We start from the raw sequence: 13,538 nt of genomic DNA, 5'->3' as shown, positions 1-13,538 counted from the left end.
TTTAACCGACCGTCACTCCGCCGCAAACAAACAGCGTCTGGCCGGTAATGAAGCCGCTGCGCTCATCGCAAAAGAAGCTAACCGCCTGGGCGACGTCTTCCGGCTGGCCCATACGCTGTAGCGGAATGTTATCGATGATACGGCGGGCGCGCTCAGAGTCAGGCGGGTTATTTTGCCAGAAAGCGCTGGTGGCGATAGGGCCGGGTGCCACGCAGTTGACCGTAATACCGTGCTCAGCAAGCTCCAGCGCCCAGGTGCGGGCCATGGATTGCAGTGCCCCCTTTGTCGCACTGTAAATAGTGCGCGCCTCTTTACCGAGCACCACACGGCTGGCATTCATGACGATACGGCCCATGCCCTGTGCCTTTATAGTGGGCAGTAGCGCTTGAGTGCAGACCAGCGCCGAGCGCACGTTCAGATGCATGAGCTTATCGAAGTCCTCAAGCCGTGCCTCTTCAAGCAGCGCTGGTGCCACAATACCCACATTATTGATCAGCCGGGACACCGCATATCGTTCGGCGATTTCCTCCATCACCCGGCGAGTCGCGTTGGCGTCGGCAAGGTCGACTTGGTAGGCGTCTTCTTGTAAAGAGTCGGCCTCCGGCGCGACGATGTCCGCCACGATAACGCGATAGCCATCCTGCTGGAGACGCAAAGCAATGGCTTGGCCGATGTTTCTCGCTCCGCCGGTTACCACGGCGCAGTCCTGCAGATCAGAGTGTTGGTACATGTTTGTTTTTCTCCGTACACCTTTGCTATTTAAAACGCCATGAGCCCTGACAGTGTCATTAGCCAGATAATCAAGCTAAGGGTAAAGAAAGAGGCTACTGTCGCCACCAGCATTGCCGCAGCGCTTACGCCGCCTAAACCATAGCGTTGGCCAAACAGGGGGTAAATGCTGATCATCGGCGCGGCAGCAAATAGCAATGCACCGGCCATATAAAGTGGATCAACGCCTGGAACAAAATAGAAGGCGATGAGGATGAGCAGGGGGTGAATAAACAGTTTGCCGATGACAATTTGACCTACATTGCTCGCCATACCTTTAACCTGCAAGCCAAACAGCGCGCCGCCGATCACAAACAGCGCCGCTGGGCCCGCCGCTTCGGCGAGCATATTGATGGCTTTAAACAGCGGTGCGGGAATCTTAACGCCGGAAACGGCCAGGCAAATGCCGATCATCAAGCCTACCAGCACCGGGTTTTTGATGAGGCTAAGGGCTGTCTGCTTAACTGTTTTCCATACGCTAGCACCTTGGTGGTTACCCATTTCGGCCAGAATCAGTGCTGCGGGAAGAACCAGCAAGTTCTCAACGAGCATATTGAGCGCTAACAGCACCGCCGCGGGCGAACCGATGATCATGGCGGCCACGGGGTAACCCACAAAGCCGCTATTGGCGGCCGCCATGCCGAGCGCCTGCATGGCGCTGGCGTTGAGTGGTTGGCGCTGTAGTTTTAAGCAGAGCAGTAACCCTGCACCGAAAACGGCGATAGAGCCCAGCCCGTAAGCCACCAGATAGTTGAGCTTGAAAACCTCTTCGAGAGGTCGCTGTGTGAGCGCGCGGATCACCAGCGCGGGCAGTGCGCAGTAGAGCACAAAGACGCCCACTCCCTGCATCTGTTCGCGCTGGATAATGCCACTCCATCTCGCTATATACCCTAAGCCAATAAGTAGGAATATGGGCGTGGTAATCCCAAGTATAGCGAGCATGGCGGCCCCTTAGCGCATGAAGGCAAATAATTAAGTTCGAATGACGAATAATTGTACGCTATTTCTCTGGCGCTTCATGGCATAGAGTGAGCAGAAGGCGAGACAAGTTGCTCGATATGGTGAGTACGCAGCGGTAAACATGTGGATCGATCTATTCAGTGGCGATGCAATCGGTGTCTTCAGCCCGCAAACGGTCAAGGCCAAACCGAAGCATCTTGAGTAATGCCGTCAGTTTCTGCTTCCAAAGGCTGTTGTGCGGTTACCGCACAAAGGCATTCGGAGCGCCCTGCCCTTGTACCCTTCACGCCGCACCAGCTCAAAGAAGAACGCCTGACGGCCGGGTTGGGTATACAGCTGATGGAAGTCACCGTCGCTGCCCTGATCAAAGAAAATGTGATCCGCTTGCATCTATATTGCGTTTCTAGAATATTACCGAGTAAAAAATGCATGGTTACCATGTCTCTACTTCTTTTCCTGAAGCGTTACACCTTTCAACGTTGGTTTTTTATTGCTGCTTTGGATAGCCAGTGCTTTCAGATAAACATTTTGTGTACGCATTATGTGTTCATGAAGTGTTTCTTCAAATTCAGATATTTTATTTTCTTTTAAGTGGTTAACCATTGATAAGTGTTCTCTAAAGCTTATTGTCCTTAGCTCACTTTGTGGAGAAGTGATAGATAATCGTAAAGCCGCAATGCGGCTATTGACTAAGTTGAACGCGTTGTTCAAGTACTTATTGTCACAGTATTCAAAAAACGTTTGATGATACGATGTGTCTAGATTTGAATATTCCGAGGTGTTATTGCTATCCATGGCAATGTGCATTTTTTGAGCAATATATGATAGTGACTTTATTAATTTTATCGGGTTTTTATAAAAACTACGTTTTGCCGCTTGTAGCTCTACCATAAACCGAAAATCACAAATATCTACTACATCTTGATTGTTTGGTTTGAACACAAAGCTGCCCCGTTTAGGTTTTACGGTGACGAGGCCAACGGTCTGAAGCCTTGCTAGCGCATCCCTAATAGGGGTTCTACTGACGCCTAGTTTTAATGAAAGTGCCTCTTCAGAGATCTTTTCACCTAGGGCGAAATCACCATTTATAATAGCTAGTTGAAGCTTCTCAGTCACTATGTCAGTTAATGATTGAACGGCTCCGATATGGAGTTTTTGGCTCATTATAAGCACTCGCTACGTTGCGTGTTTCTGTACTTCCGAAAAAGCCCAAGCAGTAAAGGTAGAAACCATACGCAAAGTGTAATGACGCCAAGTGTTGCTGCTATAGGGCGTGAGAAAAATTCAAGAAAATTACCATCACTTTTTATGAGAGAGGTAATTAAGTTGCTTTCAAGCATTGGCCCCATAACAATACCCAGGATAGCAGGTGCGACAGGAAAACCATTCTCTTCCATAAAGTAAGCTAGCAACCCTAATAACAGCATAATCACAATTCCTGTATAGGTGTTGTCGATAGCATAAGAGCCAGCAATAGCAAATATCAAAATGAAAGGTATTAAGATTGACTTTTGTACCTGTAAAAGGCGACGTGAAATTAAGATGGCAATCAGGCCGAGAGGAATGATTAATAAATTTGCAACTATGAAAGTGATAAATATAGCCGTTACTTCTACACCTTTAGTAATAAATACCAACGGTCCAGGGTTGAGTCCCTTGGCATACAGAACGCCGATGACAATTGCGGTGATTGAATCCCCAGGAATACCGAATACCATCGCGGGCACATAAGCACCAGAAAGTGAAGAGTTATTAGCTGAGCACGCATCGACTAATCCTTCATCATGGCCTGAGCCGTATTTTTCGGGATGCCGAGACATCTTTTTGGATACAGCGTATGAGATCCAGCTTCCAATGTCGGAACCAGCACCAGGCAGAATACCGACCGCGTTGCCTATCGCGGAGCCACGCACGATATTAAGCTTATACTTATATAGTGTTTTGCCTAGCCCAGAGAAGAGAGAGCGCACACTGACATGTACCGGTGCTTCTGGGCTTGAGTCTTTATAAACGATTGTGCGAATAATTTCAGGAATAGCAAACATGCCAATTAAGGCAGGCACAAAGGCAACGCCGGAAAGAACCGCATCTATGCCAAACACAAAGCGTGGATGTCCCGCGGTTGAGTCGAGGCCAATGATGGCAATAAAAAGTCCTATGCCTAGTGAAAGCAAACTTTTCAGTATTGATCCACTACCTAGCATCACCGCTGCCGTCAACCCGAGCAGTGCCAGCCAAAAATACTCTGTAGAGGTAAAATTTAACGATACTAAGGCAAGCTTAGGTGCCGTGAAAATGAGTATTAATGAGCCAAAGACACCACCAAAAGCAGCACAAAAAACCGATATGCCAAGGGCATGACCTACTTTACCTTTAACGGCGAGACCATTCATGTCATTAACATAGGCAGCGGATGCAGCTGTGCCAGGAATTCTTAGTAAGGCGGTAGGAATGTCAGACGCAAAAATTGCCATAGCAGCTGTTGTAACAATGGCAGCGATGGCTGGCACTGGATCCATAAAAAAGTAATGGGTACCAATATTGCGGTCGCCATTGTGGCTGAAAGGCCAGGAATAGCACCAACGAATAGGCCAAATAATGCACTAGCGAAAATAACGCTGAGAGTTGTGTAGTTAAAGACTAAGGGGAAGGCGCTCGCAATATTATCAATCATTTTTAATATTCTCTAAATAAATGATCCCGGGGGAAGAGGAACATGAAGTTGATGCGATAGCAGATAATAAACCAGCATCACAAAAGCCGCAGAAACCCCAAGGATGAATGGCTTACGATGCCCTTCTAACCATAGTAATGCGATGACCAGTATGATTCCCCCTAATACAAAACCAATAGTTTCAATCCAAAGAGCGAATAACATGCTACCCACGATGACGACTGAGAAGCTTAGTATGCGTGCTTTTTTAAACCATCCTTCATTGATTTTTAATAAGGGCGTTTTTTTACTCGATCTGAAATGTCGAATAGCAATTAAAATACCTCCAAGAAGAAAGCCACTACCAATTAAAGTCGGGAACGTAGAAGGGCCTACCATTTGGCCTGGCATCTCGGGGAACGTGTTAGCATGATAAATGATTAACAAGCCAAAAAGAATAAATGCTGTTCCCAGTATTGCATCATTGAATTTCATACGATGATTACCCAAGATTAAAAAGGGTACATTAAATTTAATGTACCCTTCGTGTTATTCTATAATGCCCAAGGATTTTAATGTATTGCCTATGTTTTGGTCAGAGGCTTCCATAAAACCTACGAAGTCATCGCCTTCCAGCCATAAGGTTTCATAGCCGCGATTTTCCATAAACTCCAGATAAGTCGGGTCGCTTACCACGGCGCTCATACTTTCTTGCAGTTTTTCAATGATCGCCTCGTCGACCCCGGCGGGTGCCACTAAACCGCGCCAAGAGCCAAAAGACCAATCCAGCCCTGTGGCTTCTTCAAACGTAGGCAGGTCAGGTGATGCCGGAGATCTTTCGGTATTAAGTAACACGAGCGGCTTGATGAGCCCTGCGTCCATCAGTGCACGTGCCTCTGGCATTGAAGCGGCAGCAAAGTCAATGCCTCCTGCTGCGAGATCTTGGAGACCCGGTGCAGCACCCTCAGACGGAACCCAGGCAACCTTATCAGCAGGTATATCCGAAGCTAACAGCATCCCTGCAGCCGCAATATGATTGACGCCCCCTTGTGCGGAGCCACTGGCTTTCAATTCGCGATGGCTGGATGAGCGAATAGTGCTTAATAAGTCTTCGATGTTTTCATAGGCACTTCTGGATGAGACAAAAATGGCAGCAGGGTCAGCGTTATAAAGCCCAATAGGTGAAAAGTCTTGATAAGTGAGTTCAGTCAGGCCTTGATAATGCATGCCGCCGATCTCTAGCGTGGCGACCCCGATGGTATAGCCATCGGCTTCAGCATTGGCAATCGCTGAGTGGCCCACAACCCCAGAGCCGCCCGTGCGGTTAATGACGGGAACCGGTACGCCCAGATTTTCTTTTAGCAATACGGCAATCATACGTGCCGTGGCGTCCGTACCGCCGCCTGCTCCCCAGGGAACAATTAGGTTGATTGGCTTATCCGGCCAACTATCGGCTTGCAGTGGTGATGATGCAAGAACCATCAAGGAGGCAAAACTGAGTACTTGGCATAGGCGGCTTTTCTTGAAACGAGTCATCACATGCTCCCACGTTGTTATCGATATTTTGTTGTATGTAACACGCAACACTTCAGTGCAAAAGGCGACGCGCGTCAAGCTTTTATGGCTGTTTTCTGCCTTATTCAAAAGTATATGCTCTGCATAAAATATTGTTTTTTATAAATTTTTAATTTCATGTTTGCGGTCATTGATAGATTTCGTTGTACTGCATTGCGCTTTACGTGCAGCACAGCGCTCTCCCCACGCCAACAACCAGCCTCCCTACTTCCCCATCAAGCCGAATAGGCGCGAGCGTCAGTATTGCTATCGCCTGGCTAAGTTTTTCAGCGCTAGTAAAAATTTTTCTTGACGGTGTCTGTCTCTATTGTTGTATGTTGTATGTAACATTTTACAAAAACAAAATGACAGTGTGCTTCAGGCACCTGTTCTTGGATTTGGAGGAGCTATGTCCAAAGCAGTCGATCTGATTTTCCGCGCAGTCGATGTCGCGCTCGTGGCGTTGCTCGCCGGTATGACGGCAATGGTGTTTCTAAATGTGGTGCTGCGCTACGGTTTTGGGTCTGGCATTGATGTCTCCGATGAGCTCTCGCGCTTCTTCTTTGTCTGGCTGATCTTTTTAGGGGCTGTTGCCGCCATGCATCGCAATATGCATATCGGTTTTGATCTGGCGATTATGCTGGCACCGGTGCCGCTGCGAAGAGCGATGCTGGCATTGGCCAATGGGCTGATTGTGGCGGTTTGCGCGCTACTCATGACGGGGTCGATACAGCAATTCAATATCAATGCTACGAATATTGCCCCTGTGACGCGTCTACCCATGATCTGGGTGTTTGGTGCGGTAATTCCGATGTCCGGGGTTATCGGGTTAATCGCTGCTCTTCGCATGGTGGGCTATGCGAGTGGTCGCTTGACCCACTTGCCACGTGCTGGCGAGGTAGCGTCATGATTCTGGGGATTTTTGTTGGAACCTTGGCAGCTACGCTTGCACTGGGCGTTCCTGTCGCCTTCGCACTGCTGATATGTGCGGCAATGATGGGGTGGGCGCTTGATCTATTTGATCCGCAAATTATTTCACAGCAGTTGGTGCTGGGAGCCAACAACTTTTCGCTGTTAGCCATTCCGTTCTTCTTATTGGCGGGTGAGCTGATGAACGCGGGCGGTATGTCTAAGCGGATCATCGCCTTTGCAATTGCCTTTGTTGGTCATTTGCGTGGTGGCTTAGGGATCGTGGCCATCTTTGCGGCCATTATTTTGGCCTCATTGTCAGGCTCTGCCGCCGCCGATACGGCTGCTTTAATCGCCATCATGTTGCCTATGATGCGCGCGTCAGGGCACCACGAGGCACGCTCCGTCGGGCTTTTGTCGGCGGGCGGCGTTATAGCACCGATTATTCCCCCCTCTATTGCCTACATTATCTTTGCGGTTGTAACCAACCTGTCGATTACTCAGCTTTTTCTCGCGGGGATTGTTCCGGGCATCATGATGGGGCTAGGCGCGATGGTGGCTTGGCTCATTGTGGCGCGACGCGACAATGTTGAGCCGTTGCCGCGACAGGGCTGGGGAGTGCGCCTGCGAGAGACTCGCCGAGCTATTTGGTCACTTGGCATGCCTGTCATCATCCTGGGTGGCATTCGGTTTGGCATTGTCACCCCTACCGAGGCGGCTGTTATTGCTGCTGTTTATGCCGTCTTTGTCGGCATGGTTATCCACCGTGAGTTAAAAGTTAGCCAGCTATTTGAGGTCTTCCGTAATGCGGCGCTCACCACCGCTGTAGTGATGCTGTTGGCCGCCGCTGCGCTGGCAACCGCCTGGTTTATCACCATCGCTGATTTGTCAGGCCTTGTGCTGGATTTGGTGGGTCCCCTGGTGGAATCGCCGCGCCTTCTATTAGTCGTGATCATGGTCGTAGTACTTCTCGTCGGCACCATGTTGGATATGGGCCCAACAATTCTTATTTTGGCACCGGTGTTGCTACCCGTTGTCGTTGAGGCGGGAATCAATCCGGTTTACTTCGGCGTTATTTTTGTGGTCAACACCGCCATAGGGCTAGTGACACCTCCCGTGGGGATCGTACTGAGCGTTGCATCGGGTGTCTCTGGCGTGCCGCTGCACCACGTGGCGAGGGGGGCCGCGCCTTTCTTGGCCGCACAAGTAACGGTGTTGGCACTGCTGGTTGCTTTTCCGCAAATCGTGCTCTGGCCGCTAGAGTGGTTGTCTCGCTGACACCGTCAACGCAACCTAGAAGTGGTAAGTAAATACCTAGTAAAAACAATTAATAAGGAAAAATTGTTATGAAAAAGCTAACTTTTTTAGCCTCCTCTGCGCTGGTAGGCATTACAGCGCTAACGCCTGCCATGGCTCAAGATTTTGGTAGTCATACCTTCCGTGTATCGAACGGCGCGGCGCAAGACCACCCGGTGTCTACCGGCATCGATGCGATGTCCTCTTGTTTGCAAGAAGGCTCGGGTGGGCAGATGAAGCTACGCGCCTTCTATTCAGGCCAGTTGGGGGATGATGCCCAGGCGACGCAGTCAGTGCGCTCAGGCTCTATTGACATGGTGGTCGCAGGGGCTGATGCGTTGGCCGGTATTGAGCCAGCAATGGGTGTTTTCAGCTTACCTTTCCTATTTGATAATTTTGACGAGGTTGATCAAGTCATGACCGGTTCCTACGCCGATGATTTGGCGGAGAAAATGGCCGGGCACCAGTTGGTGATGTTATCCATTTGGGAAAATGGTTTCCGCCATGCCACCAATTCAGTTCATCCCATTGAGAGCGTCGCAGATTTTGATGGCTTGAATATCCGCGTGATTCAAAACCCGATCTATCTGGCTACTTTCCGTGCGTTGGGTGCCAACCCTGTGCCGATGTCTTTCGGTGAAGTGTTTACCGCGCTGGAAACCGGGGCAGTCGATGGTATGGAAAATCCATTGCCATTGATTCAGTCGCAGCGTTTTTATGAGGTTCAGGACTATGTCACGTTGACCCAGCATGCCTACTCGCCCTTGCCGGTGCTGATCTCAGAACGCAAATGGAATGAGCTAAATGAGGCTGAGCAAGCATTGATGCGCGACTGTGCCGTCTCAGCCCGTGAGCCACAGGTTCAACGCGCACGAGAAGCCGTGGATGAAGCACGTGCTGCGCTGGAATCAGAAGGCATGTCGTTTACCAAACTCAGTGATGAGGCGATGGCCGAACTACGCGATAGCGTGCGGTCAGTTTATCAGACCAGCCGTGACAGTTTAGGCGGTGACAATGTTGACCAGTTAATGGAGCAGCTGAATACGATTCGGTCAGGTAACTGATGCAGGAGAAGATGATGGTTCAACCCACTGTACTCATTACAGGAGCTGCCGCTGGTATTGGTCGTGCTATTGCAACGCGCCTTGTTGAACGAGGGGCAAGGGTGCTGCTCTGGGATGTATCGGCCGATGCCTTGGAAAAGGCTTGTATCGAGCTAGGCGCTGCGGCACGTGGAGAGGTCGTCGATATTGCCGATGCAGCCTCCATTGCTGAGGCGGATCTCGTCACTTGGCGTCCAACGCACCTCGTCAATAATGCCGGCATTTTGGGCCAAAAGCGCGACTGGGCTGGTCTGGAGGCGAGTGAAATTGATCGCTTGCTGCGCATCAATGTGACGGGGCCGATGCTGGTGACAAAGGCCTTTCTAAAGGCGCGGGATGAGGGCGCTACCGGTGCAATCGTCAATATGGCCTCCATCGCTGGTGAGAACGGTGGTGCGCCTGGCTTTGCAGCTTATGGTGCTTCCAAAGGCGCGCTGTTGGCACTGACCCGTGCCATGTCACGCGACTTAGCCCCCGACATCCGTGTCAATGCATTAGCGCCCGGCATTATTCAGACGGCTATGCAAACAGGGGCTCCAGGCGGTGCCGCGAGTGCTGAGTCAATACCCTTGGGGCGTTCTGGCAGTGCCGACGAGGTGGCCACTGCCGCTGAATGGTTATTGCTGGATGCCCCATATACCACCGGCGAGGTGCTGCGCATTGCCGGAGGGCGGCGCTAACACTGACACGCTGCCACAAAAGCCCTTTACGAAAAAAAAGGTATCCCAATGACGGAAAAAACACCGATCACTCGGGCATCGCTGCTTAAATCAATGATTGCCAGGGGCGATATTATCGCTGCTCCTGGTGCACCAGACTCTCTATCGGCGCGCTTGGTCGAACGAGCAGGCTTCCCCGCTATTTATATGACGGGCTTTGGTGCCACTGCCAGTCGTTTGGGGATGCCCGATATTGGGCTTTTATCCCAGACTGAGATGACCGAGCACGCTCGTAATATGGTGCGCGCTGTCAATATCCCTATCATCGCCGATGCCGATACCGGCTATGGCGGGCCAAACAACATTTACCGCACCGTGCAGGAATATCTGCAAGCCGGGGTCGCCGCGATCCATTTGGAGGATCAAGAGGCGCCTAAACGCTGTGGCCAGCGAGCGGGTGTACGCTTGATCGATGCCGATGCCAATGTACGACGTTTAAAAGGCGCCATCGCCGCACGTGGTAGCCAAGATATGCTGATCATTGGTCGCACTGATGCGATGCCTGCCGCAGGATCCGAGGAAGCGATTCGCCGGGCGAAAATGTATCAGGATGCTGGGGTCGACCTGGTGTTTGTCGATGGCATTAAAACCATCGCTGAAATTGAGGCCGTCGCTAAATCTGTCGAAGGGCCTAAGGTAGTGTCGATCGTGGATGGCAACGAAACGGTCAAGCTGAACCAGGCGGTACTGCAGGAGATGGGTTTCTCGGTCGTTTTCTATGCAGTCACCCTGCTGTTTACGGCGAGCAAGGCCATGGAAAACGCGCTGGTTCGCCTGCGCGAGGATGGTACCCCAGCAAATGTCGGTGATCAGCATAATTACAGTCAGTTCACCGAGATCGTGAACCAAGACTTCTTCAACGCTTTTGATGACCAATATGGAGCGCGTTCATGACCCCCAAGATTGTTGTTACCGATTTTGAATTTCCCGATTTAGCGCCTGAGCGAGCGGTCATTGAAGCGGCTGGCTTCCAGTTAATTGAAGCTCAGTGCAAGACAGAAGCCGAGGCCATCGCTGCCTGTGCTGATGCGGATGCCATCATTAATCAGTATTGCCAACTGTCTGCTGGGGTGATCGACAAGTTAGAGCGTTGTCAGGTTATCTCGCGTTACGGTATTGGGCTGAACACTATTGATGTACCTCGTGCGACCGAATCTGGCATTTATGTTGCCAATGTACCCGACGGCTCATTGGAAGAAGTATCGGATCATGCCATTGCACTTATGATGGCGCTGAAAAGAGGCATTGCTACCTATGATCGCGCCTTGAGAGCAGGTACATGGGACTACACCGTTGCCAAACCACTATCGCGGTTACGTGGGCAAACATTGGGATTTCTTAGCTTCGGCCAAATTGCCCAGCGTATGGCTCACAAAATGGCGAATTTTGGGCTGCGTATTATTGCGCATGACCCATACACCGATGCCGCTGTCGCCAAGGCCGCCGGTGTTGAGCTGGTGGACTACGACAAGCTAATCGTTGAATGCGATATCTTGTCAGTACATGTTCCGCTAACGGATGAAACCCGGCACATGATTTCAGATGCACAGTTTGCGGCGATGAAGCCCACGGCACTAATACTGAATACCGCCCGCGGCCCAGTGGTTGACGAGGGTGCGCTGGTGCGTGCACTGAAAGGTGGCCAAATTGCAGGTGCAGGGCTCGATGTGTTTGAAGTCGAACCGATTGGTGCTGATCACCCGCTATTATCGCTGCCCAATGTTATTACTAGCCCGCATTGCGCTTGGTATTCGGAAGGCAGCGAGCTCGAGATTCGCTCGAAGACTGCGCAGAATATCGTCGACGTATTGCAGGGACGTGAGCCGACTTATCTCGCTAATCCCTCCGTCCGCGATATTCTTCGCGCTAAAGCCTGACGGAGGATCGAGCCGGCGCAGAGGCATCATGATTCGTTTCGGATAAGCGTTCGACGGCAACGAGTTGAGTGCGGTGAACATGCGTTTTCAGCACTCTCTCAAACCTAGCCATATCCTGTTGTTTTAGCGCCTCGATGATGTCGCCATGTTCAGTAAAGCTGGCCTCACGGCGCTCTTCCCTGGCTGCTGTCAGTACGGTGCGGATTGTTGCTAGCCGTGCTTCGACCAGCGTATAGGCGTCCTGTACCAATGCGTTGGAACAGTGTTGGAAGAAGGCTTTGTGAAAAGCGGTATCTAGCGCGGCATAGCGTCGGGTGTCAGCGTTTTTATGAGCGATGGCCATTTCATCGAACAGCCCTTGAAGAGCTTGAATCAACGTCTCACCGCCGCCGCGCATGGCAAGGGTGCAGGCTTCACGCTCTAGCATTTCGCGGTATTCGCATAGCTGGCCTATGTCGATGATCGTAGGGTTAAACACAAAACTGCCTCGCTTGGGACGTATTTCAACCAAGCCTGTAAATTGCAGTGCATTTAATGCATCGCGCACCGGCGAACGGCTGACACCAAACGTTTCGGCGAGCGATTCTTCTGAGATTTTCTCACCTAAGGTGAACTCACCAGACACAATAGCATCACGAATCCGTTCCATAACAAGTGTTGCCAGGGACTGAGGGCGCTGAATCTTAAGAGGTTTGGGAGCCATAGGTATTCCGCACTGTGGTGGTGACTGCATCTAGTATGTAAAGTACCACACACAGTAAATCTAAATATAGTTGCGTGATGTTTGCTTCATAGTGGGATCCATTTTGTATGAATACTATAGATAAAGAGCTAAACAATATGGTTGCCATCATTACCGGGGCCGGTGGTGGCATTGGCGAGGCACTTGCTTATGAGTTAGGTCAGTGTGGCGCGCGTATGGTGCTGGGCGACCTAACCTCCCCCGAGGAGTTAGCCGTTAAACTCCGAGCGTTTGGAATTGAGTGCCGTGCCTGTGTGCTAGATGTGACAGACGCAGCCTCCATCGCATCGGTCGTTGAGGCTGAGGAGCGGGTCGATATTTTAGTTAATAATGCGGGGATTATGCAGCCAAAGATCGCCGATCATCATGAGCAGGATGTGGCCTTACTGCCTCGCATGCTGGATGTGCATGTTGGCGGTGCATCGCTGATGGCTTCGGCTGTATTGCCCGGAATGAGTCAGCGCGGTAGTGGGCGAATCATCAATATTGGCTCGGTCATCGGGCACGTGGGCCTACAGCGTCGCACGGCCTACTCGGTAGCTAAATCAGCGATTGGAGGGTTAACGCGCGGCTTAGCGCTAGAGTATGGGCGCCGAGGTATTACCGTCAACACTGTTTCGCCCGGCTATACACTAACTGAACCCCTACGTCGCAAGATGGCGGCAGGCACGCTGGATTATGCGCTTTTTGCAGAACGAAGTGCAGTGGGCCGTTGGGCTGATCCGACGGAAATCGCTCGTGTCGTTAGGTTTCTAGCGGAACCGAGTTCTGGTTTTATCACCGGCGCTGATTGGCTGGTTGATGGTGGCTACGCAATCAATGGTAATCCTGGTGAGTCCCTTGGCCCTCTGTCAATACAGTAGCTCTATTTATCAGCTTTTCTGATAGTCAGCTCCTGCCAACTGACTATCAGTGTGAATGAGCTATAGTCGCTCAACATATACGTTATTTCAGCGC

The 13,538-nt window shown here is 50.9% G+C and carries 13 protein-coding genes and 1 pseudogene; 7 read left to right on the top strand and 7 right to left on the bottom strand.

Going from position 1 to position 13,538, the window contains the following annotated elements; all coding sequences use genetic code 11:
* Window position 1 precedes the first annotated feature (1 nt).
* The 6 genes and pseudogenes from OM794_RS22540 to OM794_RS22515 form a co-directional block, all read right to left on the bottom strand.
* Entirely contained in the window at window positions 2-730 is a 729-nt protein-coding gene (locus OM794_RS22540; RefSeq protein WP_226249118.1) for an SDR family NAD(P)-dependent oxidoreductase, read from the bottom strand.
* Window positions 731-759: 29 nt separating this feature from the next.
* Window positions 760-1,710: an AEC family transporter gene (locus OM794_RS22535; protein WP_226249119.1), complete on the bottom strand. Its 951-nt coding sequence runs from the start codon at window positions 1,708-1,710 to the stop codon at window positions 760-762.
* 462 nt (window positions 1,711-2,172) lie between these two features.
* Complete coding sequence (locus tag OM794_RS22530; protein WP_265154099.1) at window positions 2,173-2,892, bottom strand: GntR family transcriptional regulator; 720 nt, start codon at window positions 2,890-2,892, stop codon at window positions 2,173-2,175.
* A pseudogene (locus OM794_RS22525) lies at window positions 2,892-4,402 on the bottom strand (tripartite tricarboxylate transporter permease). Before OM794_RS22525 ends, OM794_RS22530 begins: the two are co-directional and overlap by 1 nt.
* 12 nt (window positions 4,403-4,414) lie before the next feature.
* Window positions 4,415-4,876, bottom strand: a complete 462-nt coding sequence (locus OM794_RS22520) for a tripartite tricarboxylate transporter TctB family protein (RefSeq protein ID WP_226249122.1) — start codon at window positions 4,874-4,876, stop codon at window positions 4,415-4,417.
* 54 nt (window positions 4,877-4,930) lie between these two features.
* On the bottom strand, window positions 4,931-6,025 hold the full coding sequence (locus tag OM794_RS22515; RefSeq protein WP_226249124.1) for a Bug family tripartite tricarboxylate transporter substrate binding protein: 1,095 nt from the start codon (window positions 6,023-6,025) through the stop codon (window positions 4,931-4,933).
* A gap of 319 nt (window positions 6,026-6,344) precedes the next feature.
* On the opposite strand from OM794_RS22515, the gene OM794_RS22510 reads away from it, so the two are divergent.
* The 6 genes from OM794_RS22510 (at window position 6,345) to OM794_RS22485 (ending at window position 11,839) form a co-directional block, all read left to right on the top strand.
* On the top strand, window positions 6,345-6,845 hold the full coding sequence (locus OM794_RS22510) for a TRAP transporter small permease (RefSeq protein ID WP_226249125.1): 501 nt from the start codon (window positions 6,345-6,347) through the stop codon (window positions 6,843-6,845).
* Entirely contained in the window at window positions 6,842-8,122 is a 1,281-nt protein-coding gene (locus tag OM794_RS22505; protein WP_226249126.1) for a TRAP transporter large permease, read from the top strand. The genes OM794_RS22510 and OM794_RS22505 overlap by 4 nt, the downstream gene beginning before the upstream one ends.
* A gap of 68 nt (window positions 8,123-8,190) precedes the next feature.
* A complete protein-coding gene (gene dctP / locus OM794_RS22500; RefSeq protein WP_226249128.1) occupies window positions 8,191-9,204 on the top strand; it encodes a TRAP transporter substrate-binding protein DctP in 1,014 nt (337 codons plus the stop codon).
* Between the two features lie 14 nt (window positions 9,205-9,218).
* Window positions 9,219-9,923, top strand: coding sequence for an SDR family NAD(P)-dependent oxidoreductase (locus OM794_RS22495; RefSeq protein ID WP_226249129.1), 705 nt, complete (start codon window positions 9,219-9,221; stop codon window positions 9,921-9,923).
* A gap of 48 nt (window positions 9,924-9,971) precedes the next feature.
* Window positions 9,972-10,856 carry an isocitrate lyase/PEP mutase family protein gene (locus OM794_RS22490; RefSeq protein ID WP_226249130.1) on the top strand — a complete coding sequence of 295 codons (885 nt, stop codon included), beginning with the start codon at window positions 9,972-9,974 and terminating at the stop codon, window positions 10,854-10,856.
* A complete protein-coding gene (locus OM794_RS22485; protein WP_226249131.1) occupies window positions 10,853-11,839 on the top strand; it encodes a C-terminal binding protein in 987 nt (328 codons plus the stop codon). The genes OM794_RS22490 and OM794_RS22485 overlap by 4 nt, the downstream gene beginning before the upstream one ends.
* On the opposite strand, the gene OM794_RS22480 is transcribed toward OM794_RS22485, so the two are convergent.
* Window positions 11,829-12,542, bottom strand: coding sequence for a GntR family transcriptional regulator (locus tag OM794_RS22480; protein WP_226249133.1), 714 nt, complete (start codon window positions 12,540-12,542; stop codon window positions 11,829-11,831). The genes OM794_RS22485 and OM794_RS22480 overlap by 11 nt on opposite strands.
* A 107-nt stretch (window positions 12,543-12,649) precedes the next feature.
* Here OM794_RS22480 and OM794_RS22475 point away from each other — a divergent pair, with 107 nt between their 5' ends.
* Window positions 12,650-13,444 (top strand): SDR family NAD(P)-dependent oxidoreductase, encoded by a 795-nt coding sequence (locus tag OM794_RS22475; RefSeq protein ID WP_226249134.1) that lies wholly within the window; start codon window positions 12,650-12,652, stop codon window positions 13,442-13,444.
* Window positions 13,445-13,538 lie beyond the last annotated feature (94 nt).

It is taken from the genome of Halomonas sp. BDJS001, assembly GCF_026104355.1.
Classification (GTDB): Bacteria; Pseudomonadota; Gammaproteobacteria; order Pseudomonadales; family Halomonadaceae; genus Vreelandella.
The sequence above is the reverse complement of the archived record's forward strand: the minus strand, read 5'-3'. Positions and strand labels throughout refer to the sequence as shown.

Excerpts from the sequence above, each read along its gene's own strand:
- OM794_RS22540 (WP_226249118.1), bottom strand. The coding sequence starts at position 730 with ATGTACCAACACTCTGATCTGCAGGACTGCGCCGTGGTAACCGGCGGA.
- OM794_RS22535 (WP_226249119.1), bottom strand. The coding sequence starts at position 1,710 with ATGCTCGCTATACTTGGGATTACCACGCCCATATTCCTACTTATTGGC.
- OM794_RS22530 (WP_265154099.1), bottom strand. The coding sequence starts at position 2,892 with ATGAGCCAAAAACTCCATATCGGAGCCGTTCAATCATTAACTGACATA.
- OM794_RS22520 (WP_226249122.1), bottom strand. The coding sequence starts at position 4,876 with ATGAAATTCAATGATGCAATACTGGGAACAGCATTTATTCTTTTTGGC.
- OM794_RS22510 (WP_226249125.1), top strand. The coding sequence starts at position 6,345 with ATGTCCAAAGCAGTCGATCTGATTTTCCGCGCAGTCGATGTCGCGCTC.
- OM794_RS22505 (WP_226249126.1), top strand. The coding sequence starts at position 6,842 with ATGATTCTGGGGATTTTTGTTGGAACCTTGGCAGCTACGCTTGCACTG.
- dctP (WP_226249128.1), top strand. The coding sequence starts at position 8,191 with ATGAAAAAGCTAACTTTTTTAGCCTCCTCTGCGCTGGTAGGCATTACA.
- OM794_RS22495 (WP_226249129.1), top strand. The coding sequence starts at position 9,219 with ATGGTTCAACCCACTGTACTCATTACAGGAGCTGCCGCTGGTATTGGT.
- OM794_RS22490 (WP_226249130.1), top strand. The coding sequence starts at position 9,972 with ATGACGGAAAAAACACCGATCACTCGGGCATCGCTGCTTAAATCAATG.
- OM794_RS22485 (WP_226249131.1), top strand. The coding sequence starts at position 10,853 with ATGACCCCCAAGATTGTTGTTACCGATTTTGAATTTCCCGATTTAGCG.
- OM794_RS22480 (WP_226249133.1), bottom strand. The coding sequence starts at position 12,542 with ATGGCTCCCAAACCTCTTAAGATTCAGCGCCCTCAGTCCCTGGCAACA.
- OM794_RS22475 (WP_226249134.1), top strand. The coding sequence starts at position 12,650 with ATGAATACTATAGATAAAGAGCTAAACAATATGGTTGCCATCATTACC.